This is a genomic window from Agromyces mediolanus, assembly GCF_044917495.1.
Lineage (GTDB): Bacteria > Actinomycetota > Actinomycetes > Actinomycetales > Microbacteriaceae > Agromyces > Agromyces mediolanus_B.
In genome coordinates, this window is record NZ_JAVSSI010000003.1 from 85185 (window position 1) to 110963 (window position 25779).

General features: G+C 71.0%; 23 protein-coding genes. 22 read left to right on the forward strand and 1 reads right to left on the reverse strand.

The features are described 5' to 3' along the window. Positions 1 to 172 precede the first annotated feature (172 nt). Positions 173 to 511 (forward strand): Rv2175c family DNA-binding protein, encoded by a 339-nt coding sequence (locus ROT00_RS05730; RefSeq protein ID WP_404773077.1) that lies wholly within the window; start codon positions 173 to 175, stop codon positions 509 to 511. Between the two features lie 56 nt (positions 512 to 567). Here ROT00_RS05730 and ROT00_RS05735 read toward each other — a convergent pair whose 3' ends face one another. Continuing rightward, complete coding sequence (locus ROT00_RS05735; protein WP_404773078.1) at positions 568 to 1680, reverse strand: polyprenyl synthetase family protein; 1113 nt, start codon at positions 1678 to 1680, stop codon at positions 568 to 570. 73 nt (positions 1681 to 1753) lie between these two features. Between ROT00_RS05735 and ROT00_RS05740 the strand changes: the two genes are divergently transcribed. The 21 genes from ROT00_RS05740 to dnaE all read left to right on the forward strand — a co-directional run bounded on the left by ROT00_RS05740 (position 1754) and on the right by dnaE (position 25741). Further along, the gene (locus tag ROT00_RS05740) at positions 1754 to 2143 is read left to right on the forward strand and encodes a DUF3040 domain-containing protein (RefSeq protein WP_404773492.1); all 390 of its coding nucleotides are present in this window, start codon (positions 1754 to 1756) and stop codon (positions 2141 to 2143) included. Positions 2144 to 2498: 355 nt separating this feature from the next. Then, on the forward strand, positions 2499 to 2930 hold the full coding sequence (gene mraZ, locus ROT00_RS05745) for a division/cell wall cluster transcriptional repressor MraZ (protein WP_404773079.1): 432 nt from the start codon (positions 2499 to 2501) through the stop codon (positions 2928 to 2930). Positions 2931 to 3034: 104 nt separating this feature from the next. Next, positions 3035 to 3988: a 16S rRNA (cytosine(1402)-N(4))-methyltransferase RsmH gene (gene rsmH, locus ROT00_RS05750; RefSeq protein ID WP_404773081.1), complete on the forward strand. Its 954-nt coding sequence runs from the start codon at positions 3035 to 3037 to the stop codon at positions 3986 to 3988. Further along, a complete protein-coding gene (gene ftsL / locus ROT00_RS05755; protein ID WP_404773083.1) occupies positions 3985 to 4560 on the forward strand; it encodes a cell division protein FtsL in 576 nt (191 codons plus the stop codon). The genes rsmH and ftsL overlap by 4 nt, the downstream gene beginning before the upstream one ends. 22 nt (positions 4561 to 4582) lie before the next feature. Continuing rightward, positions 4583 to 6352, forward strand: a complete 1770-nt coding sequence (locus ROT00_RS05760; RefSeq protein WP_404773084.1) for a peptidoglycan D,D-transpeptidase FtsI family protein — start codon at positions 4583 to 4585, stop codon at positions 6350 to 6352. 13 nt (positions 6353 to 6365) lie between these two features. After that, the gene (locus tag ROT00_RS05765; protein ID WP_404773086.1) at positions 6366 to 7910 is read left to right on the forward strand and encodes a Mur ligase family protein; all 1545 of its coding nucleotides are present in this window, start codon (positions 6366 to 6368) and stop codon (positions 7908 to 7910) included. Next, the gene (locus tag ROT00_RS05770) at positions 7907 to 9313 is read left to right on the forward strand and encodes a UDP-N-acetylmuramoyl-tripeptide--D-alanyl-D-alanine ligase (RefSeq protein ID WP_404773088.1); all 1407 of its coding nucleotides are present in this window, start codon (positions 7907 to 7909) and stop codon (positions 9311 to 9313) included. Before ROT00_RS05765 ends, ROT00_RS05770 begins: the two co-directional genes overlap by 4 nt. Further along, on the forward strand, positions 9310 to 10404 hold the full coding sequence (gene mraY, locus ROT00_RS05775) for a phospho-N-acetylmuramoyl-pentapeptide-transferase (protein ID WP_404773090.1): 1095 nt from the start codon (positions 9310 to 9312) through the stop codon (positions 10402 to 10404). Before ROT00_RS05770 ends, mraY begins: the two co-directional genes overlap by 4 nt. Beyond that, positions 10404 to 11939, forward strand: a complete 1536-nt coding sequence (gene murD / locus ROT00_RS05780; RefSeq protein ID WP_404773092.1) for a UDP-N-acetylmuramoyl-L-alanine--D-glutamate ligase — start codon at positions 10404 to 10406, stop codon at positions 11937 to 11939. The genes mraY and murD overlap by 1 nt, the downstream gene beginning before the upstream one ends. After that, positions 11902 to 13161 carry a putative lipid II flippase FtsW gene (gene ftsW, locus ROT00_RS05785; protein WP_404773094.1) on the forward strand — a complete coding sequence of 420 codons (1260 nt, stop codon included), beginning with the start codon at positions 11902 to 11904 and terminating at the stop codon, positions 13159 to 13161. Before murD ends, ftsW begins: the two co-directional genes overlap by 38 nt. After that, positions 13158 to 14240, forward strand: a complete 1083-nt coding sequence (locus ROT00_RS05790) for a UDP-N-acetylglucosamine--N-acetylmuramyl-(pentapeptide) pyrophosphoryl-undecaprenol N-acetylglucosamine transferase (RefSeq protein ID WP_404773096.1) — start codon at positions 13158 to 13160, stop codon at positions 14238 to 14240. Before ftsW ends, ROT00_RS05790 begins: the two co-directional genes overlap by 4 nt. 93 nt (positions 14241 to 14333) lie before the next feature. Continuing rightward, positions 14334 to 15731, forward strand: coding sequence for a UDP-N-acetylmuramate--L-alanine ligase (gene murC / locus ROT00_RS05795; protein ID WP_404773494.1), 1398 nt, complete (start codon positions 14334 to 14336; stop codon positions 15729 to 15731). A gap of 163 nt (positions 15732 to 15894) precedes the next feature. Further along, positions 15895 to 16839: a cell division protein FtsQ/DivIB gene (locus ROT00_RS05800; protein WP_404773098.1), complete on the forward strand. Its 945-nt coding sequence runs from the start codon at positions 15895 to 15897 to the stop codon at positions 16837 to 16839. Between the two features lie 194 nt (positions 16840 to 17033). Next, positions 17034 to 18242: a cell division protein FtsZ gene (gene ftsZ, locus ROT00_RS05805; RefSeq protein WP_404773099.1), complete on the forward strand. Its 1209-nt coding sequence runs from the start codon at positions 17034 to 17036 to the stop codon at positions 18240 to 18242. Beyond that, positions 18239 to 18910, forward strand: a complete 672-nt coding sequence (locus ROT00_RS05810) for a YggS family pyridoxal phosphate-dependent enzyme (RefSeq protein ID WP_404773100.1) — start codon at positions 18239 to 18241, stop codon at positions 18908 to 18910. The genes ftsZ and ROT00_RS05810 overlap by 4 nt, the downstream gene beginning before the upstream one ends. A 33-nt stretch (positions 18911 to 18943) precedes the next feature. Further along, positions 18944 to 19426, forward strand: a complete 483-nt coding sequence (locus ROT00_RS05815; RefSeq protein WP_404773102.1) for a cell division protein SepF — start codon at positions 18944 to 18946, stop codon at positions 19424 to 19426. A gap of 6 nt (positions 19427 to 19432) precedes the next feature. After that, the gene (locus ROT00_RS05820) at positions 19433 to 19750 is read left to right on the forward strand and encodes a YggT family protein (protein WP_404773104.1); all 318 of its coding nucleotides are present in this window, start codon (positions 19433 to 19435) and stop codon (positions 19748 to 19750) included. A 124-nt stretch (positions 19751 to 19874) separates the two neighbouring features. Beyond that, the gene (locus ROT00_RS05825) at positions 19875 to 20561 is read left to right on the forward strand and encodes a DivIVA domain-containing protein (protein ID WP_404773105.1); all 687 of its coding nucleotides are present in this window, start codon (positions 19875 to 19877) and stop codon (positions 20559 to 20561) included. Beyond that, complete coding sequence (lspA, locus tag ROT00_RS05830; RefSeq protein ID WP_404773107.1) at positions 20551 to 21204, forward strand: signal peptidase II; 654 nt, start codon at positions 20551 to 20553, stop codon at positions 21202 to 21204. Before ROT00_RS05825 ends, lspA begins: the two co-directional genes overlap by 11 nt. Beyond that, on the forward strand, positions 21204 to 22124 hold the full coding sequence (locus tag ROT00_RS05835; RefSeq protein WP_404773109.1) for an RluA family pseudouridine synthase: 921 nt from the start codon (positions 21204 to 21206) through the stop codon (positions 22122 to 22124). The genes lspA and ROT00_RS05835 overlap by 1 nt, the downstream gene beginning before the upstream one ends. 146 nt (positions 22125 to 22270) lie before the next feature. After that, complete coding sequence (gene dnaE / locus ROT00_RS05840; RefSeq protein WP_404773496.1) at positions 22271 to 25741, forward strand: DNA polymerase III subunit alpha; 3471 nt, start codon at positions 22271 to 22273, stop codon at positions 25739 to 25741. Positions 25742 to 25779: the final 38 nt, after the last annotated feature.

Sequence of the window (25779 nt, forward strand, 5' to 3'; positions counted from 1 at the left end):
CGTCGCTCGAATTCGGGATCGGGCCGTGTCGTCATCTGGTTCCCCTCGTCGGCATGGATCACCGGCTGTTCGTCACGGTCGCACAGGGGAGGGGGCGAGTCAAACCCCTCGCCCGCGTGGCGCGGGACCGGCCACTCCCGCGAGCGGGCACCGGCATGGCAGGCTGGTGTCCGTGAGTGAACCAACTGCGACCGAGTGGCTGACCGTCCCCGACCTCGTCGAGCTGCTCGAGCTCTCGCCCGGGCGCGTCCGGCGACTGATCGATGATCGCCACCTGCTCGCCCGGCGCATCGACGGGGTGCTGAAGGTGCCGGCCGACTTCCTCCGCGACGGTGCGCCCATGCCCGAGCTGCACGGCACCGCGGTCGTCCTGCACGATGCGGGCTTCAGCGACGCCGAAGCGCTCGACTGGCTGATCGGCGAGGAGGACAGCCTCGGCACCACGCCGATCGCAGCGCTCCGCGCCGGACGCAAGGCCGAGGTTCGCCGGGTGGCTCAGGCGCTCGCCTGATCGACGAGCCGGGGCATCCCGGATCCGACCGCGCCGATGCGGCGCGGTCTCGCCGACTAGCTGACCCGCTTCGCGACCGAGCGCGCGAGGGCGCCGAGCTCGGCGCGCGCGTGCTCGCTGATCGGTGCATCCGCGAGTGCGGCCGTCGCCGACTGCAGCTGCCGGGTGATGAGCGCCTCGATCTCGTCGACCGCGCCGCAGTCGTTCAGCGTCTGCTGCAGCATCCGCACCTGCTCCGCGTCGAGCTCGGGGTCGCCGAGCAGCTCGTCGAGCAGACGGCGGGTGCCCGGGGCGAGGCGCTCGCGCGCCATCGCGATCAGCATCGTGCGCTTCCCCTCGCGGAGGTCGTCGCCCGCGGGCTTGCCGGTGAGCTCGGGGTCGCCGAACACGCCGAGCAGGTCGTCGCGGAGCTGGTAGGCGATCCCCAGCGGGAGCCCGAAGGCGCGGAGGGCCGCCGCCTGCGCCGGGCTCGCGCCGCCGATGGCCGCGCCGATGGCGAGCGGCGCCTCGACGCTGTACTTCGCCGCCTTGTAGACGATGACCCGCTCGGCCCGCAGCTGCTGCTCCTCGTCGGGCTGCGCGATCCAGGCGTGCTCCTCGAGGACGTCGAGGTACTGGCCGGCGGTGACCTCGGTGCGCATCCGCATGAACTCGACGCGGGCGGCGCGCGCGTCGGCGCGCTGCTCGAGCAGCTCCAGCCCCTCGTCGAGGAGCTCGTCGCTCCAGCCGAGCAGGAGGTCGCCGAGCAGGATCGCCGCGGAGCGGCCGAACTGCTCGCCGTCACCGACCCAGCCGGACTCGCCGTGCAGGCGCTCGAACAGCCGGTGCGCGCTCGGGGCGGAACGGCGCGTGTCCGAGTTGTCGATGAGGTCGTCGTGCACGAGCGCCGCGGCGTGGAAGAGTTCGAGCGCGGCGGCGGCCGCGATCACGGGGGAGCGATCGCGCGAGTCGGGCCCGTCGAACGGGTCGAACGACCCGCCTGTGGCCGCCTCCCAGCCCCAGTAGCAGAACAGCGCGCGGAAGCGTTTGCCTCCGCTGAGAAAGCGCTTCGAGAATGCGCCGAGTGGGGCGAGGTCGCCCGATACGGCATCGAGAATAGAGGTACGGTCGCTGAGGAAATCCTCGATTCGATCGTGAACCAGGTCGACCAGTCGGGAACCGTGTGCCACCCGCCTAGCCTAGCGAGGCGCAGCGGCGTTAGAATCGACGTAGGATGCGTTGATCCCGAAAGAGGGGAATGAGATGCCGCTTTCAGAGCAGGAGCAGCGCCTTCTCGAAGAGATGGAGCGCAATCTCTACCGCAACGACGCCGATTTCGTTCAGGCGGTCGGCGGACGACGAGGCGGGGTGGACTACCGACGCCTGGTCATCGGCGTGCTGATCGCCCTCGTCGGCATCGGTGCGCTCATCGCAGGCGTGGCACTGCAGATCCCCGTCGTCGGCATCCTCGGCTTCGCCGCGATGTTCGCCGGCGTCCTCTTCTCGATGACCCGCTCGCGGCGCGGGGCCGGCCAGCCGTCGCCCGTCGATCCCGTCGACGCTGCGCGGGGTCAGCGCCAGCAGCGCCCGAAGGCGGGGTTCATGGATCGTCTGAACGACCGCTGGGACCGCCGGCAGGACGGACAGGGCTGACCCAGGGGGCATCCCTCCACCGCACTCCTCCACTTCGCACCACCCGCGGGCCGATCGATTCGATCGGCCCGCTTTTTCGTGCCCGCACGTGCCCGGATTCCCGCCGATCGGTGCGTCGCCGCCAGCGCTGACGCGGTGCTCGCGTGCCCCGTCGCACGAGCGGATGCCGCGGCGCGCCCGGTTTTCCTCCCTCTCCCGTGATTTCCCTCCACTTCCCACCACGCTGAAAATCCGCGGAATTCCGGACTTCTCTGGCGCCAAACACTCGCAACTCCGGGGAGTTTCATTGATTGGGGGATGAGAGTGGAGTAAAGTGGGGCCACCTGGATCCTGGCCGGAGGAAAGGGGGTGGGGGATGTTTCTCGGTACGTACGAGCCGAAGCTCGACGAGAAGGGGCGCATCATCCTGCCCGCGAAGTTCCGGGAGGAGCTCTCCAGCGGCCTCGTCCTCACGCGCGGCCAGGAGCGCTGCATCTACGTCTTCAGCGCTCGCGAGTTCGAGCAGATGAGCGACAAGATCCGCCAGGCGCCCGTCACCAGCAAGCAGGCGCGCGATTACATGCGCGTCTTCCTGTCCGGGGCATCCGCCGAGACGCCCGACAAGCAGCACCGGGTGACGATCCCCGCCACGCTCCGCGGCTACGCCGGGCTCGACCGCGACCTCGCCGTCATCGGCGCGGGCAGCCGGGTCGAGATCTGGGACGCCGAAGCGTGGCAGCACTACCTCGCCGAGCAGGAAGCGGCGTTCGCCGAGACCGCGGAGGAGGTGATCCCGGGGCTCTTCTGAGCTCCTCGGGCGCTGACTCCCAGCCGTCGCACCTGGTGCACTTCCCCGCATCAGGGTCACGGATGGGGATCAGGACCCGAGGCACTCGGGATCGGAGAAGGAACATGGACCTCGATCGCATCCACACCCCAGTCATGCTCGACCGCACGGTCGAGCTCCTCGCCCCCGCCCTCGAGGCGCCGGGCGCCGTCCTCGTCGACGCCACGCTCGGCATGGGCGGGCACAGCCGGGCGTTCCTGGAGCGGTTCCCCGGCCTCACGGTCATCGGGCTCGACCGCGACCTCGAGGCGCTCGCGATCGCGAAGGAGCGGCTCGCCGGCTTCGGCGACCGCGCCCGCTTCGTGCACACGGTCTACGACGGCATCGCCGAGGCGATCCGCGGCGAGGGGTACGACGAGGTGCAGGGCGTCCTGTTCGACCTCGGCGTCTCCTCGCTCCAGCTCGACCGGGCGGAGCGCGGTTTCGCCTACGCGAAGGACGCCCCGCTCGACATGCGGATGGACCCCTCGCGCGGACGCACCGCGGCGGACGTGATCGCCGAGGCGGACGAGGACGAGCTGCGACGCATCTTCCTCGACTACGGCGAGGAGAAGCTCGCGGCCCGGTACGCCCGAGCGATCGTCCGGGCGAGGGCCGAGCAGCCGATCACGCGTTCGGGGGAGCTCGTGCAGATCCTGCACGACGCGACGCCGGTCGCGATCCAGCGTCAGGGCCACCCGGCCAAGCGCGTCTTCCAGGCGCTCCGCATCGAGGTGAACGAAGAACTCTCGGTGCTCGCCGCCGCCGTTCCGGCCGCGCTCGACTCGATCGCGGTCGGCGGACGCATCGTCGTCCTCTCCTACCAGTCGCTCGAGGACCGCCTCGTGAAGCGGGAGCTGCAGGCGGCGTCCAGCTCCACCGCTCCCGCGGGGCTCCCGATGGAGCTGCCCGAGCACAAGCCCCGGTTCCGGCTGCTCGTCCGCGGAGCGGAGCTCGCGAGCGAGGCCGAGCAGGCCGAGAACCCCCGTGCCAAGCCGGTGCGCCTCCGCGCCGCCGAACGAGTGAGGAGCGCCGCATGAGCGCTGTGCCGGCCCAGTCGCTGCCCGCCCCGCTGCGCGGCGCACCCGCCGAGGCCCCGGCCCGCCGGCTCCGCCTGGTGCCCGACGCCGTCCGGCGGCGGAAGCCGCGGATCGCCTACGCGATCATCGCGCTCGGCGCGATCATCCTCGTGGCCGCGGCGCAGCTCGTGCTCTCCGTCGCGATGACGCAGGGCGCCTACGAGCTCGACTCGTTGCGGGTGCAGCAGACGAAACTCGAGCGCGACCGGCAGATCGTCGGCGAGGAGCTCGACGCGCTGCAGTCGCCGCAGAACCTCGCCCGCAACGCCGAGGAGCTCGGCATGGTGCCGAACACGACGCCCGTCTACCTGCGGCTGTCCGACGGCGCCGTGCTCGGCCAGCCGCAGGCTGCCGGCGACGGTGCCGCGGCATCCGGGCCGCTCGTCCCGAATTCGCTGATCACCGACGTGCCGCTCGTGAACCAGCCGACGCCGAGCGACAATGCCAGCGGAGGAACAGGCGCGGGAGCGTCCTCGGGGGCCGATGCGCAGCTGGTGCCGCCGGGCGCCCTGCCCACTCCGGACACGCACTGATCCACCAGGGGGCGCACGAGGCATGAAGCAGACGAGCCGGTACCCGATGCGGCGCGTGATCGTGGCCGGGGCGTTGCTCATCGCCTTCGTCGCGGTCTTCGTCGTGAAGCTCGTCGAGATCCAGGTGGTGCGGGCCGAGGAGTACAACGCCGAGGCCGAGCAGGTGCGGAGCACCTCGCAGACGATCTACGGGGCGCGGGGCGACATCGTCGACGCCAACGGCACGGTGCTGGCCGACTCGGTGATGCGGTACGACATCACGCTCTCGCCGAAGCAGGCGAAGGCGCGCGAGGCGGAGGACCCGGGGCAGCTCGAGAAGAACGCCACCGAGCTCGGTGCCGCGCTCGGGGTCCCGGCCGCGCAGATCGTCGCCGTCATCGAGCAGAGCCTCGCCGAGAACCCGGACTCCGACTACGCCTACGCGGCGAAGCAGGTCGACGTGAAGACCTTCGACGCCGTGATGGCGCTGAAGGTGCCGTGGGTGTACTCGGAGGAGCATCCGGGGCGCATCTATCCGAACGGCGCCGTCGCCGGCAACCTCCTCGGCTGGATCAACGACGACGGCGAACCGGCCGGCGGCCTCGAGGCGGCGCAGGACCAGTGCCTCGCCGGCGTCGACGGCGAGGAGACGTCGCTGCACTCGCTGAAGGACTGGGTCGACATCCCGGGCACCGAGCGCACCGTGAAGGAGGCCGAGCCGGGCGGCACGCTGAAGCTGACCATCGACGCGGACCTCCAGTGGGAGGTGCAGCGGATCCTCGCCGCCCGGGTCGAGGAGGTCGGTGCCGAGTGGGGCATGGTCACAGTGATGAACGCGAAGACCGGCGAGCTGCTGGCCGTCGCGGATGTGCCGACGGTCGACCCGAACGACCCCTCCGCGACCGATGTGGAGGACCGGGGTTCGCGCTCGTTCACGGCGCCCTTCGAGCCCGGCTCGACCTTCAAGGCGCTCACGGCGGCGTCGGTCATCGACGCGGGACAGGCCGATCCCACGAGCGGGGTCGTCGCCCCGTACCGGATCACCCCCGGCAACGCCGACATCAACGACTCCGACTACCACGACGATGAGCGCCTCACGCTGACCGGCGTGCTCATCGACTCCTCGAACACGGGCATGTCGCAGTTCGGCGAGCGGGTGAGCGACGCGCAGCGCTACCAGGACATGCTCGACTTCGGCCTCGGCGCCGAGAGCGAGGTCGGCTTCCCGGCCGAAGAACCGGGCGACCTCCATGGCGGCCCGGACTACTGGGCCACCGACGACCAGACGAAGTACGCCACGATGTTCGGTCAGGGCCTCACGACGACCGCGATCCAGATCGCGAGCGCCTACCAGACGCTCGCGAACCACGGCGTCCGGATGCCGGTGCAGCTCGTGCAGGGCTGCGAGCGCGCCGACGGCACCGTGACGGGGAAGCCCGACCGGACGCCGCGGGAGGTCGTCTCGGCCACTGCGGCCGACGAGACCACGGCGATGCTCGAGCGGGTGTACCTCGAGGGCTGGCTGGCCGAGCAGTGGAACATCCCCGGATACCGGGTCGCGGCGAAGACCGGGACCGCGCAGGTCGCGGACGGGCAGGGCGGCTACCGCAGCGAGTACCTGGTGTCGGTGTCGGGGTACGCGCCGGCCGACGATCCGCAGTACGTCGTTTCGGTCAGCATCTTCGATGCCGTTAAGATGAACTCGTCCGCCGCATCCGCTCCCGTCTTCCGAGATGTGATGAGCCAGGTGCTGAAGAAGTATCGGACCGTTCCATCCGGCGCCCCGGCGCCCGAACTGCCAGCAAGCTGGTGAGAAAGTTGGATTCGTGACCGGCACGCCTCCCACGGCACTCCGGCCGCAGCAACCGAATCCCAGATCGCTCCGCGAGCTCGCGGGGGAGTTCGATCTGGTGGTGCGCGGCGATCTCGACGGGCTCGAGGTGACGGGCGCCGCGCTGTCGAGCCGCGCGGTGCGGCCCGGCGATCTCTACGTCGGCCTGCCCGGGCGCAACGCCCACGGCGCCGATTTCGCCGTCGAGGCCGCGAAGAACGGCGCGGTCGCGATCCTCACGGACGCGGACGGCGCCGAGCGCGCGGCCGGATCCGGGCTGCCGGTCCTGCTCGTCGACGACGCCCGTGCGGCGCTCGGCGACGTGGCGGCGTGGATCCACGGCACCGCCGACAACCCCGCGACGCTCTTCGGCGTCACGGGGACGAACGGCAAGACGAGCGTCGTGTACCTCCTCGACGGCATCCTCCGCCAGCTCGGCGTGGTCGCCGGCCTCACCTCGACCGCGGAGCGCCGCATCGGCGACGAGGCGGTCACGAGCTCGCTCACCACCCCGGAGGCGAACGAACTGCACGCGCTCCTCGCGCGCGCCCGCGAGCTCGACGCCCGCGCCTTCGGCATCGAGGTCTCCGCGCAGGCCCTCAGCCGGCACCGGGTCGACGGGATCGTCTTCGACGTCGTCGGCTTCACGAACCTCAGCCACGACCACCTCGACGACTACGCCTCGATGGACGAGTACTTCGAGGCGAAGCTCGCCCTGTTCCAGCCCGACCGGGCGCGCCGCGGCGTCGTCACGGTCGACTCGGAGTGGGGACGCCGCCTCGCCGCTGACTCCGGCATCCCGGTCACGACCCTCACCACCCGCCCGGACGTCGCGGCCGAGTGGCGGATGACGATCGGCGCCGAGCTCGCCGCGAGCACCTCCTTCGTGCTCGAGGGCCCGGCCGGCCGCCTCGAGACGTCCGTGCCGATCGTCGGCTGGTACATGGCGGCGAACGCGGCGCTCGCGATCGTCATGCTCGTCGAAGCCGGCTACGAGCTCGACCGGATCTCGTCCGCGCTCGAGCGCGACGGCGGCATCCGCGCGTACATCCCCGGGCGCGCCGAGCGGATCTCCGGCGATGGCGGCCCGCTCGTCTACATCGACTACGGGCACAGCCCGGATGCCTTCCTGCAGACGCTCGGCGCCATCCGGCGGTTCACCCCCGGCCGGCTCATCATGGTCTTCGGCGCCGACGGCGACCGCGACACCACGAAGCGCGCCGAGATGGGGGCCATCGCCGCCCGCGGGGCCGACGCGCTCATCATCACCGACTTCCATCCCCGCTGGGAAGACCCGGCAGCCATCCGAGCGAGCCTCATCGCCGGCGCGGTCGCCGCCGTCCCCGAGCGCGAGATCCACGAGGTCGCCGACCCGCGGGCCGCGTTCCGCGCGGCGCTGGACCTCGCGGGCGAGGGCGACGCCATCCTCTACGCCGGACCCGGGCACGAGGACTACCACGAAGTGAAGGGCGAGAAGATCCCGTACTCCGCCAGAGACGATGCCCGTGCCGCGCTCCGCGAAGCCGGGTGGCCCGCATGATCGCGCTGACGCTCGCCGAGATCGCCGACGCGGTCGGCGGCGAGCTCCACCCCGCCGGGGCCGATCCCGAAGTCCGCGTCGACGGGCCGGTCACGACCGACTCCCGAGAGGTCGTCCGAGGCGGCCTCTTCGTCGCCAAGCGCGGCGAGTTCGACGACGGCCACCGCTTCGCCGGAGGTGCTGCCGAGGCCGGGGCCGCCCTGCTCATCGTCGAGGAGCCGCTGGCGCTCGACGTGCCGCAGATCGTCGTCGACGACTCGGTCGACGCGCTCGGCCGGCTCGCCACCGAGGTGGTCGCCCGCGTGCGCGCCCTCGGCCGGCTCCGCATCGTCGGCGTCACGGGCTCGAACGGCAAGACGACGACGAAGAACCTGCTGCGCACCGTGCTCGAGCGGGTCGGCGAGACGGTCGCCGCGCGGAAGTCCTTCAACAACGAGGTCGGGGCCCCGATCACGATGCTCGAGCTCACCGAGTCGACGGAGTTCCTCGTCGCCGAGATGGGCGCCTCCGGCGTCGGCGAGATCGCGCGACTCGTGCGGATGGCTCGTCCGGACATCGGCATCGTGCTGAAGGTCGGGCTCGCGCACGCCGGCGAGTTCGGCGGCATCGAGCAGACCGTGCGGGCGAAGAGCGAGATGGTCACCGATCTCCTCGAGACCGACGTCGCGGTGCTGAACGCGGACGACCCGCGGGTCGCCCCGATGGCGGCGCTCACCCGTGCCCGCGTCGTGCGGTTCGGCCTCGGCGACGACGCCGAGGTGCGGGCGACGGACATCCGCGTGCACAGCCGCGGCACCGACTTCACGGTGACCGTGCCGGGCGGCGAGTCCGCCCGCCTCGCGTTCGGCGTGCTCGGAGAGCACCACATCATGAACGCCCTCGCTGCCGTCGCGGCCGCGCGCGAGCTCGGCGTGCCGCTCGCCGGCATCGTCGAGGCGCTCGAGTCCGTGACCCTCGCCGAGCACGGCCGGATGGAGGTGCTCGGCGGCCGCGACGACATCACGGTCATCAACGACGCCTACAACGCCAGCCCCGACTCGATGGCCGCCGCACTGAAGACGCTCGCCCAGGTGAAGCGGGACGGCGCCCGCACCTTCGCCGTGCTCGGCGAGATGAGCGAGCTCGGCGAGTTCTCCGGCGACGAGCACGATCGCATCGGCCTGCTCGCCGTACGGCTCGGCATCTCCCAGCTCGTCGTCGTCGGCACGGGCGCGAGGCGCCTGCACATCTCGGCCATCAACGAGGGTTCGTGGGACGGGGAGTCCGCCTTCGTCGAGACGCAGGACGAGGCCTTCGAGCTCGTCACCGCGCAGGCGCGCCCCGGGGACACGATCCTCGTGAAATCTTCGAACTCGGCGGGGCTTCGTCACCTCGGCGACCGACTGGGAGAATGGTTCTCGTGAGAGCACTGCTGACTGCCGGAGCGTTGTCGCTCGCCTTCACGCTGTTCCTGACGCCGGTGTTCATCCGGGTGTTCGTCCGCTTGGGGTGGGGGCAGTTCATCCGTGATGATGGGCCGCAGTCGCATCATGTGAAGCGCGGGACGCCCACGATGGGTGGGATCATCTTCATCCTGGGCACGCTGTTCGGGTACTTCGGCGCGACGTTGCTGAGCGGTGAGGGCGCGACGGCGTCGGCGCTGCTGGTGCTGTTCATGATGGTCGGGCTCGGCGTGGTCGGGTTCATCGACGACTTCCTGAAGACGCGGAAGAAGCAGAGCCTGGGGCTCGGCGGCTGGGCGAAGGTCGCCGGGCAGGTCGTGGTCGCGGGGACGTTCGCGCTGCTGGCGCTGCAGTTCCCGAACGCGCAGGGCACGACGCCGGCGGATACGAAGATCTCGTTCATCCGGGATCTGCCGCTGGACTTCATGGTGTTCGGCACGATCGCCGGCACGATCCTGTACGTGATCTGGATCTGCCTCATCTCGACGGCGGCGTCGAACGGGGTGAACGTCACCGACGGGCTCGACGGCCTCGCCGGCGGGGCGTCGATCCTCGCGATCGGCTCGTTCGTGGTCATCGGGTTCTGGCAGTTCAACCAGGCCTGCGCGAATCCGAACCTGAACCAGGCGGATGCCTACCGCTGCTACGAGGTGCGTGACCCGCTGGATCTCGCGATCGTCGCGACGGCGATCGTCGGCGGGTTGATCGGGTTCCTGTGGTGGAACACGAACCCGGCGAAGATCTACATGGGCGACACGGGGTCGTTGGCCCTCGGCGGGGCGCTCGCGGCGCTCGCGATCGTGAGCCGCACGGAGCTGCTCCTGGTGCTGATCGGCGGGCTGTTCGTGATCGAGACGGGCTCGGTGATCGTGCAGCGGGCGTACTTCAAGCTCACCCACGGCAAGCGGATCTTCCTGATGAGCCCGATCCACCACCACTTCGAGTTGAAGGGCTGGGCCGAGGTCACGATCGTGGTGCGGTTCTGGATCATCGGCGGCCTCCTCGTCGCCGCCGGCGTCGGCAGCTTCTACCTCGAATGGCTCCAGAGCTGATGACCGACGGTTCCGCAGAGCGGCTCGACGGCCTCACCAGCTGGCACGCCGATTGGACGGGGCTCCGCGTGGCGGTGCTCGGCCTCGGCGTCACCGGCTTCGCCGTCGCCGACACGCTCACCGAGCTCGGCGCCGAGGTGCTCGTGCTCGCCCCGGCGCGAGACGACGACCGCGCCCGGATCCTCGAGGTGATCGGCGCGCGGCTCGTCACCGACCCGCTGGTGGAGGTGCCCGCCGAGCTGTCCGCATTCGCGCCGGAGCTCCTCATCGCCTCGCCCGGGTTCCACCCGGACCATCCGGTGCTCGAGTGGGCTGCGGCCGAGGGCGTCCCGGTCTGGGGCGACATCGAGCTGGCCTGGCGCGTCCGCGACAAGGTCGAGTCCGCCGAGTGGGTTCTCGTGACGGGCACGAACGGCAAGACGACGACGACGCAGCTCGCGGCGACGTTCCTCGCGGCGAACGGCCTCCGTGCCGCACCGTGCGGGAACATCGGGGTGCCGGTGCTCGACGCCGTCCGCGATCCGCAGGGCTTCGACGTGCTCGTCGTCGAGCTCTCGAGCTACCAGCTGCACCACGTCCCGACGAGCGGGCCGGGTGCGCTGCATCCGCTCGCGAGCGTCTGCCTGAACCTCGCCGACGACCACCTCGACTGGCACGGCTCCTTCGCGGGCTATCGCGACGCGAAGGCCAAGGTCTACGCGAACACGAAGCTCGCCTGCGTCTACAACCGGGCCGACGAGGCGACGCGCCGCATGGTCGAGGACGCCGAGGTCGAGGAGGGCGCGCGCGCCATCGGCTTCGGCCTCGACGTCCCGGGACCGAGCGACTTCGGCGTGGTCGAGGGCATCCTCTGCGATCGTGCGTTCCTCGACGACCGCCATCGCACCGCGCTCGAGATCATCACCCTCGCCGAGCTCGAACCCCGCGGCCTCGATGCGCCGCACATCGTGCAGAACATCCTCGCCGCCGCGGCGCTCGCCCGGGCGGCGGGCGTGCCCGTCGGGATCATCCACGACGCGCTGGGGGAGTTCCGGCTCGACGCGCACCGCATCGAGACCGTCGCCGTCGCCGGCGGCGTGCGCTGGATCGACGACTCGAAGGCGACGAACCCGCACGCGGCGCAGGCCTCGCTGCAGGCGTTCGGCCGGGTGGTGTGGATCGTGGGCGGCCTCCTGAAGGGGGTCGACGCGGACTCGCTGGTCGCCGCGCACGTCGGACGGCTGCGCGCCGCGATCGTGATCGGCGTCGACCGTGCGGAGCTCGTCGCCGCGTTCCGCCGACACGCGCCCGAACTGCCGCTCTTCGAGGTGATCGCGCCCGACACTGAGAACGTGATGCCCGAGGCGGTCGCGCTGGCGGCCTCGGTGGCCGAGCAGGGCGATACCGTCCTGCTGGCTCCGGCCGCCGCGTCGATGGACCAGTTCACCGACTACGCGGATCGAGGCCGCAGGTTCCACGAGGCGGTCAGATCGATGCTGGGAGGTGAGGCGGATGCCGATGGCACCGCAGCCGACCCCCGAACCGGTCGCGACTGACGCGCAGGCCGAGCCGCGCGGCATGGCCGCCGCCCGGATCCGCTTCGGCCGGGTCCTGAAGGTGGAGTCGGGGGACTTCTACCTGCTCCTCGGCACCACGCTCTTCCTCGTCGTCTTCGGGCTCGTCATGGTGCTCTCGTCCTCGGTGGTGGAGTCGCGCATCGAGGACGGCGGCGCCTTCGTCCAGATCGGGCGCCAGGCCGCCTTCGCCGCGGTGGGCGTGCCGGTGATGCTGCTCGCGAGCCGGATGCCGCAACGGGTCTGGATGCTGCTCGCCTGGCCCGCCCTGGCCGTCTCCTGCCTCATGCAGCTGCTCGTCGTCGCCACCCCGCTCGGCGTCGAGGTCGGCGGCAACACGAACTGGATCTCGATCGCGGGCTTCCAGTTCCAGCCGTCCGAGATGATCAAGGTCTCGATGGTGATGTGGCTCGGCCTCATCGTGACGAAGAAGCAGGCGCAGCTCGGCGACTTCGTGCACGGCGTGCTGCCGATCCTCCTCGTCGGCGGCGGCTCGATCGGCCTCGTGCTCCTCGGCGGCGACCTCGGCACCGTGATGATCATGGGCGCGATGCTGATCGGCGCGCTGTTCCTCGTCGGCATCCGGATCCGGCTGCTGATCGGGCCCGTCCTCGTGGCCGGCCTCCTCTTCGTCATCGTGGCGTTCTCGAGCGAGAACCGGATGAAGCGCATCATGAGCTTCGTGCAGGAGAGCTGCACCAAGGTCGACGTCGACGCGTGCTGGCAGATCCAGCACGGCACCTTCGCCCTCGCGAACGGCGGGATCTTCGGTGTCGGCCTCGGCAACTCCGCGGCGAAGTGGTCGTGGCTGCCGGCTGCGGCGAACGACTTCATCTTCGCGATCATCGGCGAGGAGCTCGGACTCATCGGCGCGATCGTGGTGATCGCGATGTTCGTGCTGCTCGCGATCGCGTTCGCTCGAGTGCTCCGCGGCGCCCGGACGCCGTTCGGCAAGGCGGCGACCGCGGCGGTCATGGTGTGGGTCATCGTGCAGGCGTGTGTCAATATCGGTGTCGTGCTCCGCGTCTTCCCGGTCCTCGGCGTCCCCCTTCCGCTCGTCTCCGCAGGAGGCACCGCCCTCCTCACGACGCTCTTCGCGATCGGCATCGTGCTGTCGGTCGCACGGAACCCCGACGGCGGCGGGAGCGGGCGCTGGCTCCGAGGCGGCGCTGCGGCCCCGATGACGGCGGGCGCCGCGCGATGACCGTCTACCTCCTCGCCGGCGGCGGCACCGCCGGCCACGTGAACCCCCTGCTCGCCGTCGCCGACCGCCTCCGCGAGCGCGAACCGGATGCCGTGGTGCTCGTGCTCGGCACCGCCGAAGGGCTCGAGTCCCGGCTCGTGCCGCAGCGCGGCTACCGGCTGCTCACGATCCCGAAGGTGCCGTTCCCGCGCCGACCGAACGGGGCCGCGCTCCGGTTCCCGAAGGCGTTCAGCCGTTCGATCGGCATCGTCCGGGAGCTCATCGCGGAGCACGGCGTCGACGTCGTCATCGGCTTCGGCGGATACGTGTCCACGCCCGCCTACCTCGCCGCACGCCGGGCGGGCGTCCCGGTCGTCATCCACGAGGCGAACGCGCGACCCGGGCTCGCCAACCGGCTCGGCGCCCGCTGGGCCGCCGGCGTCGGCGTCGCCTTCCCGGGCACGCCGCTCCGCGGCGCACGGGTCGTCGGGATGCCGCTCCGCCGCGAGATCGAGACGCTCGACCGTGCGGGCACCCGCGAGGAGGGCGCCGCGTTCTTCGGCCTCGACGCCACGCGCCCGGTGCTGCTCGCGACGGGCGGCTCGCTCGGCGCCAGGCGCATCAACGGCACGATGATCGCCTCGGCCGACGGCATCGTCGCCGCCGGCTGGCAGGTGCTCCACATCGCCGGCAGCACGGCGGAGGCGAGCGATCCGGGCGTGGACGGCTACCGCTTCGTCCCGTACGCCGACCGGATGGACCTCGCCCTCGCGCTCGCGGACTTCACCGTCTCCCGCGCGGGCGCGGCGACCGTGAGCGAGCTCTCGGCGCTCGGCATCCCGGCGGTGTACGTGCCGTACCCCGTCGGCAACGGCGAGCAGCGCTTCAACGCCGCCGGCGTGGTCGAGGCGGGCGGCGGCATCCTCGTCGACGACGCGCAGTTCACCCCCGAGTGGTTCGCCTCGACCGTGCTGCCGCTCCTCGGGGACCGCGCCCGCATCGAGGAGATGGGGCGTCGCGCGCTCGGCACCGGCTTCCGCGACGGCACCGAGCGGTTCGTCGCGCTCGTCGACGAGGCGCTCGGCGATCCGCCCGCCTGAGCCGGGACGCGCCGGAAGGCGCGTAACGTGGGAGGGGAGCATCGTGCTCCCGAGCAGACACCGACCAGCGAGGAAGAGCCACCCGACGTGACGATCAAGCCCGACCCCTCCACCGAGATCCCCGCCGAGCTCGGCAACGTGCACTTCGTCGGCATCGGCGGCTCCGGCATGAGCGGCATCGCGCGCCTCATGCTCGGCGACGGGCACCGCGTGACCGGCTCCGACGTGCGCGACTCGGCCAACGTGCAGGCCCTCCGCGAGCTCGGCGCCGACATCGCGATCGGGCACGACGCGGCGAACCTCCGAGACGACGTCGACACGGTCGTCGTGACCGGCGCGCTGTGGCAGGACAACCCGGAGTACCAGCTCGCCCTCGAGCGCGGCGTCCCCGTGCTGCACCGCTCGCAGGCGCTCGCGGCGCTCATCGGCGGACGGCGCCTCGTCTCCGTGGCGGGCGCGCACGGCAAGACCACCTCGACCGGCATGATCGTCACCGGCCTGCTCGCCCTCGGCGCCCGGCCGAACTTCGTGAACGGCGGCGTCATCGAGGGGCTCGGCGTGAGCGCGGCCGCGGGCGACGGGGAGCTCTTCGTCGTCGAGGCCGACGAGTCCGACGGCTCCTTCCTGCTCTACGACACCTCGGTCGCCCTCATCACGAACGTCGACCCGGACCACCTCGACCACTACGGCTCGCGGGAGGCGTTCGAGCAGGCCTTCGTCGACTTCGCCGACCGCGCCCGCGAGCTCGTCGTGATCTCCTCCGACGATGCGGGCGCGCTCCGCGTGACGGAGCGGCTCGCGCACGCGAACGTGGTCACCTTCGGCGAGGCCGAGGGTGCGACCGTGCGCGTGCACGACATCGAGACCGACGGCCCGGTCGCGTTCGCCCTCAGTTACGCGGGCTCGGAGTACCGGGCGCGGCTGCGGGTCCCCGGCCGGCACAACGCGATCAACGCCGCGGGCGCCTTCGCGGTGCTCGTCGGGCTCGGCTTCGACCCGCAGCTCGCCCTCGACGGCATCGCCGGGTTCGCCGGCACCGGCCGCCGGTTCGAGCTGCACGGCGTGGTCGGCGGCGTGAGCGTCTACGACGACTACGCGCACCACCCGACGGAGGTCGCCGCGGCGCTGGCGGCGGCGCGAACCGTCGTCGGCGCGGGCCGGATCATCGCCGTCCACCAGCCGCACACCTACAGCCGCACCCAGGCGTTCGCGAAGGAGTTCGCGGAGGTGCTGGAGCAGTACGCCGACGAGACCGTCGTGCTCGACGTCTACGGCGCCCGCGAGGATCCGGTGCCCGGCGTCACCGGTGCGCTCGTCAGCGAGCGCTTCGACGACGCCGAGCGCGTCGCCTTCATCGCCGATTGGCAGGCGGCCGCCGATCACACGGCGCAGATCGCCCGCGACGGCGACTTCGTGATCACGCTCGGCTGCGGCGACGTGTACCGCATCGTCCCGCAGCTCCTCGCCTCGCTCGAGCGGGAGCGCGGGTGAGCTCGGGGCGCGCGTGAAGCGGCCTCAGGGCTTCGACGGGCCGCGCGCCGCGCGGCCCGGTCGTGCGCGCCCGGCGACGCCGCCGGGGCCGGCTTCGGAGCCGACCGAGGCGCGCGTCTCCCTGCAGCGGGGCGGGCTCCCGACTCGCACGGAGCCGGATGCGGTGACCGCTCCGGTTCCGGTGATCGAGGAGCTCGATCCGAATGCGACGGTGCCGCTCGGCGTCGCCCCGCTCCTCGCCCCGGCCAGGCGGGGGGATGCCGCGGGGGGAGCGGCCGCGGAGTCCGCACCCGCCGGTGCGGCGACGCCCGGGGGCGCTGCGGGGCCGGAGCGGCCGGTCAGCGATCCCAGAGCGGCGCGGAAGGCGCTGGCCGCGGCGGAGCGCGCGCGACGCCGCTACGAGCGGCGGGAGGTGCGCCGCTTCACCGCGCATTCGCGCCGGCGCCGGCGGGCGTGGCTCATCGGCATCGGTGCGGCGGCGCTGTTCGTGGGCGGCGTCCTGGCGATCGCGTACTCGCCGGCGATGGCGCTCCGCGAGGTGCGGGTCGAGGGGGCCTCGCGCATCCCGCCCGAGCAGATCCAGGCGGCGTTCGCCGGCGAGCTCGGCACGCCCCTGCCGCTCATCGGCTCGGGGGAGGTGAACACCGCCCTGCGGGCGTTCCCGCTCATCGAGACCTATTCGACGGAGCTGGTCCCGCCGGGCACGCTCATCGTCCGGATCACCGAGCGCACCCCGGTCGGCGTCGTGCAGGGCGCGAACGGGCTGGAGCTCGTCGATGCCGCGGGCGTGGTCATCGACCGTCCGGCCGAGCGGCCGGAGGGCCAGCCGCTCATCGAAGCCGGAGCCACGAACGGCGCGGGGTTCCGTGCGGCCGCCGGGGTCGTCCGGGCGCTGCCGGACGACATCCGCGGCCAGCTGGTCCGGGTGACCGCGGAGACCGCGGACGACGTGCGGCTCGAGCTCTCGAGCGGCGCCGCGGTCGTCTGGGGAAGCGCTGACGACTCGGCGTTGAAGGCCGTGGTGCTCGCCGGGCTGATGAAGAACGCGCCGCCGGACTCGGTCGGCCAGTACGATGTCTCCGCCCCGACGAGCCCCGTCACCGAGTGATTCGCCCCGTGCGCGTCCGGCCCGCCGGGGGCGGAGCGGCGTCCGAGGGATGATTCCTGGGGTCCGTTCGCGACACGCGGGGCGTCATCGCGGCGTCCGCGCGGGCGGGGACCTACCGTCGTGTTCAGGAATTGCATACGCAGCAAAACTTTAACCTTCGACTAGAGGTTCAAGGTTTCCACGGAAGGCCGGACATGTCGACAAACCAGAACTACCTCGCCGTCATCAAGGTCGTCGGCATCGGCGGTGGCGGTGTCAACGCCGTCAACCGCATGATCGAGCTCGGCCTCCGCGGCGTCGAGTTCATCGCGATCAACACCGATGCCCAGGCGCTGCTGCTGAGCGACGCGGACGTCAAGCTCGACGTCGGCCGCGACCTCACCCGGGGACTCGGCGCCGGCGCCGACCCCGAGGTCGGCCGACGCGCCGCCGAGGACCACGCCGAGGAGATCGAGGAAGCGCTCGCCGGCGCCGACATGGTCTTCGTCACCGCGGGCGAGGGCGGTGGAACCGGCACCGGCGGCGCGCCCGTGGTCGCGCGCATCGCCAAGTCGATCGGCGCCCTGACGATCGGTGTCGTCACGAAGCCGTTCAGCTTCGAGGGCAAGCGCCGGCAGACGCAGGCCGAGCAGGGCGTCGCGCGCCTGAAGGAAGAGGTCGACACCCTCATCGTCGTGCCGAACGACCGTCTGCTGGAGATCAGCGACCGCGGCATCTCGATGCTCGAGGCCTTCTCGACGGCCGACCAGGTGCTGCTCGCCGGTGTGCAGGGCATCACCGACCTCATCACGACCCCCGGCCTCATCAACCTCGACTTCGCCGACGTCAAGAGCGTCATGCAGGGCGCGGGCTCCGCGCTCATGGGCATCGGATCCTCGAGAGGGGCCGATCGGGCGATCAAGGCCGCCGAGCTCGCGGTCGCGAGCCCGCTCCTCGAAGCGTCGATCGACGGAGCGCACGGGGTGCTGCTCTCGATCCAGGGCGGTTCGAACCTCGGCATCTTCGAGATCAACGACGCCGCGCGCCTCGTGCAGGAGGCCGTCCACCCGGAGGCCAACATCATCTTCGGCGCGGTCATCGACGACACGCTCGGCGACGAGGTGCGCGTCACGGTCATCGCGGCCGGCTTCGACGGCGGCGAGCCGCAGCAGAAGCAGGCCGTCGAGGCGCGCCAGCAGGCGGCCGCCGTCCCGGCGGCGGTCGGTGCGGCGGTGGGCGTAGCCGGGGTCCTCGGGTCCGGCGAGCCCGGCGACCCGATCGCCGAGATCGACATCGACGAGCTCGTCGAGACGGCGAGCTGGGGCTCCGCCGAGCCGACCGCGAGCACGGGCGACCAGATCGTCTCCGACCCGGCCTTCGACGACGACGGCGACGACCTCGACATCCCCGACTTCCTGAAGTGAGCCCGCTCGCCGATCGGCTCGCGACGGTCCGCGCCGGCATCGCCGACGCCGCGACCGCCGCGGGGCGATCCCCGGACGAACTCACCACCATCGTCGTGACGAAGTTCCATCCGGCGTCCCTCGTCCGCGAACTGGAGACGCTCGGGGTGCACGACGTGGGGGAGAACCGCCATCAGGAGGCGCAGGCGAAGGCGGCCGAGCTCGCCGGGCTCGACCTCCGCTGGCACTTCGTCGGGCAGCTGCAGAGCAAGAAGGCGAAGCAGGTGCGCGCGTACGCCTCGGTCATCCACTCGATCGACCGGCCGGCGCTCGTGGACGTGCTGCGATCCGAGGAGACGAGCGTCGACTGCTTCGTCCAGGTCAACCTCACCGACGACCCCGGTCGCGGCGGGGTCGCGCCGTCCGAGCTCGAGGCGCTCGCGGAGCACGTCCTCGAGACCCCGGGCCTCCGACTGCTCGGCCTCATGGCCGTGGCGCCGCTCGACGAGCCGGCGCGCCCCGCGTTCGCCCGGGTGCGGGAGCTCTCGGAGCGCCTCCGGCGGATCGCGCCGGAGGCTCGCGCACTGTCGATGGGGATGTCGCACGACTACGCCGACGCGATCGCCGAGGGTGCGACACACCTGCGGATCGGCACCGCAATCACCGGGAATCGCCCGGACCGCGGTTAACCTCGAAGAGACGAAGAACACCGGAGGGCAGCGATGTCGAACCCGCTCAAGAAGACCATGGTCTACCTCGGCCTCGCCGACGAGGAGCTCGAGACCGACGCTCCCCAGCAGCAGGCTCCGGCGCAGGCCGCACCCGTCCAGGCCGCGCCCGTCGCGGCTGCCGCCCCCAAGCAGGCGCCGGTGACGCCGCTGCGCAAGCAGCACGTCCAGCCGGTCGCCCCCCAGGTGGAGATGAACGAGATCCTGACGGTGCACCCGCGCCAGTACCGCGACGCCCAGGTGATCGCCGAGTCGTTCCGCGAGGGCGTGCCGGTGATCATCAACCTGTCGCAGATGTCCGACAACGATGCGCGCCGCCTCATCGACTTCGCGAGCGGGCTCTCCCAGGGCCTCTCCGGCAAGATCGAGCGGGTCACGAGCAAGGTGTTCCTCCTCTCGCCGGCGCACGTCGTCATCTCGGGCGAGAGCGGCGAGGCCGATGACGACGTGGATGCGTCGTTCTTCACTCGCGCGTAGCCGGCGGTGGGCGCTCTCTCCGTCGTCTGGAGCATCCTCTCGACGCTGCTGCTCATCTACTTCTTCGTGATGTGGGGGCGGTTCGTCCTCGATCTCGTGCGCACCTTCAACCGCAGCTGGCGGCCGCGCGGCGGCTGGCTCGTGGTGGTGGAGGTCGTGTACACGATCACCGATCCGCTCATCAAGTTCTTCCGGCGGCTCGTGCCGCCGTTGCGCCTCGGTCCCGTGGCGCTCGATCTCGCGTGGAGCCTGGCCATGCTCGTCGTCATCGTCGCGATGACGGTGGTGTCCTGGCTCTCGCAGGTCACCGCGCTCGCAGGCTGACGATCTCCTGCGAGCATTGCGGGCCGAGACGATCGGCCCTGCGGTCGCCCGAACCCGGGTGGTACCGTAACCTGAACGTGATCCGACAGTTCGATAGTTTCGACAGATTTGAGGGTGAGCAGCCATGGCGCTAACTCCGGAAGATGTGGTCAACAAGCGCTTCCAGGCGACGAAGTTCCGTGAGGGCTATGACCAGGACGAGGTCGACGACTTCCTCGACGAGGTCGTCGTCGAGCTGCGCCGACTGAACCAGGAGAACGAGGAGCTGCGTCAGCGCCTCGCCGCCGCGGAGGCCCGCTCCGGCGACCAGCCCGTCGCCGCGGCCCCGGCCGCGCCGGCGCCCGCCGCGTTCACCGAGCCGGCCGCGCAGCCGGCCACGGTCGCCGTGCCGACGCAGCAGCCGACGCCCCAGTCGGAGCTCGACGAGCAGGCCTCCACGACGAACCTCCTCCAGCTCGCGCGCCGCCTCCACGAGGAGCACGTCCGCGAGGGCGTCGAGAAGCGCGACGCGCTGATCGCCGAGGGTCACGCGACCGCGGCCCGCCTCGTCGCCGAGGCGGAAGCCAAGCAGCGTCAGCAGATCGGCATCCTCGACCAGGAGCGCGTCGCGCTCGAGAAGCGGGTCGACGAGCTGCGGGTCTTCGAGCGGGAGTACCGCCAGAAGCTGAAGAGCTACATCGAGGGCCAGCTGCGCGAGCTCGACACCGCGACGCCGGTGCAGGTCTCGGGCAACCAGGGGTTCTCGGCCCCCGTGAGCGCCTCGGCGCAGGGTGAGCAGTCGACGCCCACCTTCCAGGGCTTTGGCGCCTGAGCGCAGCGCGAAGGTCGGCACCACCACCGCACTTCTGGTTCTCGCCGGCGCCGCCGTGGTGGCGTACGGTCTCGACCAGCTGACCAAGTACCTGGTCGTCTCGAACCTCACCGAGGGCGAGACGGTCCAGGTGCTCGGGCAGGTGCTCGAGTTCCAGTTCGTCCGGAACCCAGGTGCGGCGTTCTCGCTCGCGAGCGGGATGACCTGGATCTTCACGATCCTCGCGGCCGGCGTCATCACCTTCATCATCTGGTTCGCCCGGCGCATCAAGTCCGTCGCGTGGGCCATGGTGTTCGGTCTGCTCCTCGGCGGCGTCCTCGGCAATCTGACCGATCGGCTGTTCCGCGAGCCGAGCTTCGGGCTCGGGCACGTGATCGACTTCATCTCGACGCCCTGGATGCTGCCGGCGATCTACAACGTCGCCGACATCTCGATCGTGTCGAGCATGGCCCTGTTCATGATCCTGACGATCCGCGGTATCGGCCTGGACGGCTCGCGCGAGGTCCGTCCGACCAAGCAGTCCGAGGCCGGCGAGGCGGCGGATGCCGAGGCGCAGACGCCGGCCGGGTCGGAGTCCGCGGGCGGCGACGCCGAGACCGGCTCCCGCGCGAGCACGGCGTCGCCGCGGCCGAGCGAGTCCTGATGGAGCACCGCTCCCTGCCCGTCCCCGACGGGCTCGAGGGCGTCCGCGTCGACCAGGGCCTCGCGAAGCTCCTCGGCTTCTCGCGCACCCAGGCGGCCGATGTCGCCGCCGCAGGTGGAGTGCTCCTCGACGGATCGCCCGCCGGCAAGTCCGACCGGCTCCGGGCGGGCGCCTGGCTCGAGGTGAGCTGGGAGCCGCCGCGCACCCTCGAGGTCGAGGCCATCGAGGTGCCCGACCTCGGCATCGTCCACGACGGCGACGAGATCGTCGTCGTCGACAAGCCCGCCGGGGTCGCCGCGCATCCCTCGCTCGGCTGGCACGGCCCCACGGTGGTCGGCGCGCTCGCGGCGGCCGGGTTCCGCATCTCCACCTCGGGCGCCCCCGAGCGTCAGGGCGTCGTGCACCGGCTCGACGCGGGCACGAGCGGCCTGATGGTCGTCGCGAAGTCGGAGCGCGCGTACACCGCGCTGAAGCGCGCCTTCCACGACCGCGAGGTCGAGAAGATCTATCACACGGTCGTGCAGGGGCATCCGGATCCGCTCGCGGGCACGATCGACGCGCCGGTCGGACGCCATCCGCGGTCCGAGTGGAAGTTCGCCGTCGTCGCCGACGGCAAGCACGCCGTCACCCACTACGAGACGATCGAGGCGTTCCCGTCGGCCTCCCTGCTCGAGGTCCACCTCGAGACCGGCCGGACGCACCAGATCCGCGTCCACATGGCGGCGCAGCGGCATCCGTGCGTGGGCGACGCGATGTACGGGGCCGACCCGACCATCTCGGCCCGGCTCGGGCTCGAGCGCCAGTGGCTGCACGCGAAGCAGCTGGCCTTCGTGCACCCGGGTTCGGGGGAGTGGGCCACCTACCAGTCGGAGTATCCGGCGGATCTCGCGCACGCCCTCGAGGTGCTGCGGGCCGACTGACGCCCGCCGCGGCGTGCGGCCGGGCCGAGTGTGGGCGGCTCGCCGTAGACTCTCAGACACCCCAGATCCACCACCAGCACCATCCGAAGAGGAGCCCCGTGGCCGCCGATTCCTTCGTTCATCTGCACGTGCACTCCGAGTACTCGATGCTCGACGGCGCCGCGAGAATCGGGGAGCTCATCAAGGCCGCGCAAGGCCAGGAGATGCCGGCCGTCGCGGTCACCGACCACGGCAACGTGTTCGGCGCCTACGACTTCTGGAAGCAGGCGACCGACGCCGGCATCAAGCCCATCATCGGCACCGAGGCGTACCTCACTCCGCGCACCGATCGGCGCGACAAGACCCGCGTGCGGTGGGGCGACGGCGGCGGCGACGACGTCTCGGGCTCGGGCGCCTACACGCACATGACGCTCCTCTCCGAGACGACGGAGGGCATGCACAACCTCTTCCGACTCTCGAGTCGCGCCTCCATCGAGGGCTACTACTTCAAGCCCCGCATGGACCGCGAGCTCCTGCAGACCTACTCGAAGGGGCTCATCGCGACCACCGGCTGCCCCTCGGGCGAGGTGCAGACGCGCCTGCGGCTCGGCCAGTACGACGAGGCGGTGAAGGCCGCGGCGGAGTTCCGCGACATCTTCGGCCGCGAGAACTTCTTCTGCGAGATCATGGACCACGGTCTCGGCATCGAGAAGCGCATCATGGACGACCTGTTCCGTCTCGCGAAGGACCTCGGGCTGCCGCTCGTCGCGACCAACGACCTGCACTACACGCACGCGCACGACGCGAAGAGCCACGCCGCCCTCCTCTGCGTGCAGTCCGGCTCCACGCTCGACGACCCGAACCGCTTCAAGTTCGACGCCGACGAGTTCTACCTGAAGTCCGCCGCCGAGATGCGGCACCTCTTCCGCGATCACCCCGAGGCCTGCGACAACACGCTCGCGATCGCCGAGCGCTGCGACGTCCAGTTCAACACCAGCGCGAACTACATGCCGCGCTTCCCCGTCCCGGCGGGGGAGAACGAGGAGAGCTGGTTCGTGAAGGAGGTCGAGAAGGGGCTGCACCTCCGGTACCCGGGCGGCATCCCCGAAGACGTCCGCAAGCAGGCCGACTACGAGGTCGGCGTGATCAGCCAGATGGGCTTCCCCGGCTACTTCCTCGTCGTCGCCGACTTCATCAACTGGTCGAAGGAGAACGGCATCCGGGTCGGGCCGGGCCGTGGCTCCGGCGCAGGCTCGATGGCGGCCTACGCGATGAAGATCACCGACCTCGACCCCCTGCAGCACGGGCTCATCTTCGAGCGCTTCCTGAACCCCGACCGCGTCTCCATGCCCGACTTCGACGTCGACTTCGACGAGCGCCGGCGCGGCGAGGTGATCAAGTACGTCACCGAGAAGTACGGCGAGGAGCGCGTCGCGCAGATCGTCACCTACGGCACGATCAAGGCCAAGCAGGCGCTGAAGGACTCGGGCCGCGTGCTCGGGTTCCCCTTCTCGATGGGCGAGAAGCTGACGAAGGCGATGCCGCCCGCGGTCATGGGCAAGGACATCCCGCTCTCGGGCATCGTCGACAAGGACCACCCCCGCTACAAGGAGGCGGGCGACATCCGGGCGATCATCGAGACGGATGCCGAAGCCCGCACGGTCTTCGACACGGCGCTCGGCCTGGAGAACCTGAAGCGCCAGTGGGGCGTGCACGCCGCCGGCGTGATCATGTCGAGCGATCCGCTCATCGACATCATCCCGATCATGAAGCGGGAGCAGGACGGCCAGATCGTCACGCAGTTCGACTATCCCGCGTGCGAGTCCCTCGGGCTCATCAAGATGGACTTCCTCGGGCTGCGCAACCTCACGATCATCGACGACGCGCTCGACAACATCGAGGCGAACCGCGGGTTCCGCCCGGTGCTCGAGGAGCTCGCGCTCGACGACCAGCCGGCCTACGACCTGCTGTCGCGCGGCGACACGCTCGGCGTGTTCCAGCTCGACGGCGGGCCGATGCGGTCGCTGCTCCGGCTCATGAAGCCCGACAATTTCGAGGACATCTCGGCCGTCATCGCCCTGTACCGTCCGGGCCCGATGGGTGCGAACTCGCACACGAACTACGCGCTGCGCAAGAACGGGCTGCAGGAGATCACGCCGATCCACCCCGAGCTCGCCGAGCCGCTGAAGGACATCCTCGACACGAGCTACGGTCTCATCATCTACCAGGAGCAGGTGATGGCGATCGCGCAGCGGGTGGCCGGCTTCTCGCTCGGTCAGGCCGACATCCTCCGCCGCGCGATGGGCAAGAAGAAGAAGTCGGAGCTCGACAAGCAGTACGAGGGCTTCTCGCAGGGCATGATCGACAACGGCTACTCCGAGGGCGCGATCAAGATGCTCTGGGACATCCTGCTGCCCTTCTCCGACTACGCCTTCAACAAAGCGCACTCGGCCGCCTACGGCGTGCTCAGCTACTGGACCGCGTACCTGAAGGCCCACTACCCGGCCGAGTACATGGCGGCGCTCCTCACGAGCGTCGGCGATGCGCGCGACAAGCTCGCCCTCTACCTGAACGAGTGCCGACGCATGGGCATCAAGGTGCTCCCGCCCGACGTCAACGAGTCGATCGGCTTCTTCGCCGCCGTCGGCGACGACATCCGCTTCGGTCTCGGCGCTGTCCGCAACGTCGGCTTCAACGTGGTCGACGCGATCCGCGCCGCACGAGACGAGAAGGGACGCTTCGAGTCGTTCCACGACTTCCTGAAGAAGTCGCCGCTGCAGGTCGCCAACAAGCGCACCGTCGAGTCGTTGATCAAGGCCGGTGCGTTCGACTCGCTCGGCGACACCAGGCGAGCGCTGGTGGAGACCCACGAATCCGCCGTCGACGGCGCGGTGGCGACCAAGCGGGTCGAGGCGACCGGTCAGGCGGGCTTCAACTTCGACGACCTCTTCGACGAGGGCGAGCAGTCGGAGGTGACCTCGCAGGTGCCGCCCCGTCCCGAGTGGCCGAAGAGCACGAAGCTCGCCTTCGAGCGCGAGATGCTCGGGCTCTACGTCTCCGACCATCCGCTCGCCGGCCTCGAGGTGCCGCTCGCGAAGCACGCCTCCACGTCGATCGCAGATCTCACGAGCTCGGAGCACACGCAGGACGGCGACACCGTCGTGGTCGCGGGCCTCGTCACGAGCGTGCAGCACCGCATCGCGAAGTCCTCGGGCAACCAGTACGGCATGATCCAGGTCGAGGACTTCTCGGGCGAGATCACGGTCATGTTCATGGGAAAGGCGTACCAGGAGTTCGCGCCCGGGCTGCAGGCCGACTCGATCGCGGTCGTCCGGGGCCGGGTGAGCATGCGCGACGACGGCATGAACCTGCACGCGTTCAGCGTGTTCACGCCCGACCTCGGCCAGGGCGACGAGAGCGGTCCCGTCATGATCTCCCTCCAGGACGTGCGGGCGACGACCGACACGATCACCGCCCTCGGCGAAGTGCTCGCGCGGCATCGCGGCGACACCGAGGTGCGGCTCCGGCTCGTGAAGGGCGGCACCGCGCGCGTGTTCGAGGTGCCGCACCCGGTGCGGGTGACCGCGGACTTCTACGGCGAGCTGAAGAGCCTGCTCGGCCCCAACTGCTTGAGCTGAGCCGCCCGTCCTGCCGGCGCGGCGCGCGCCCCGGCCTC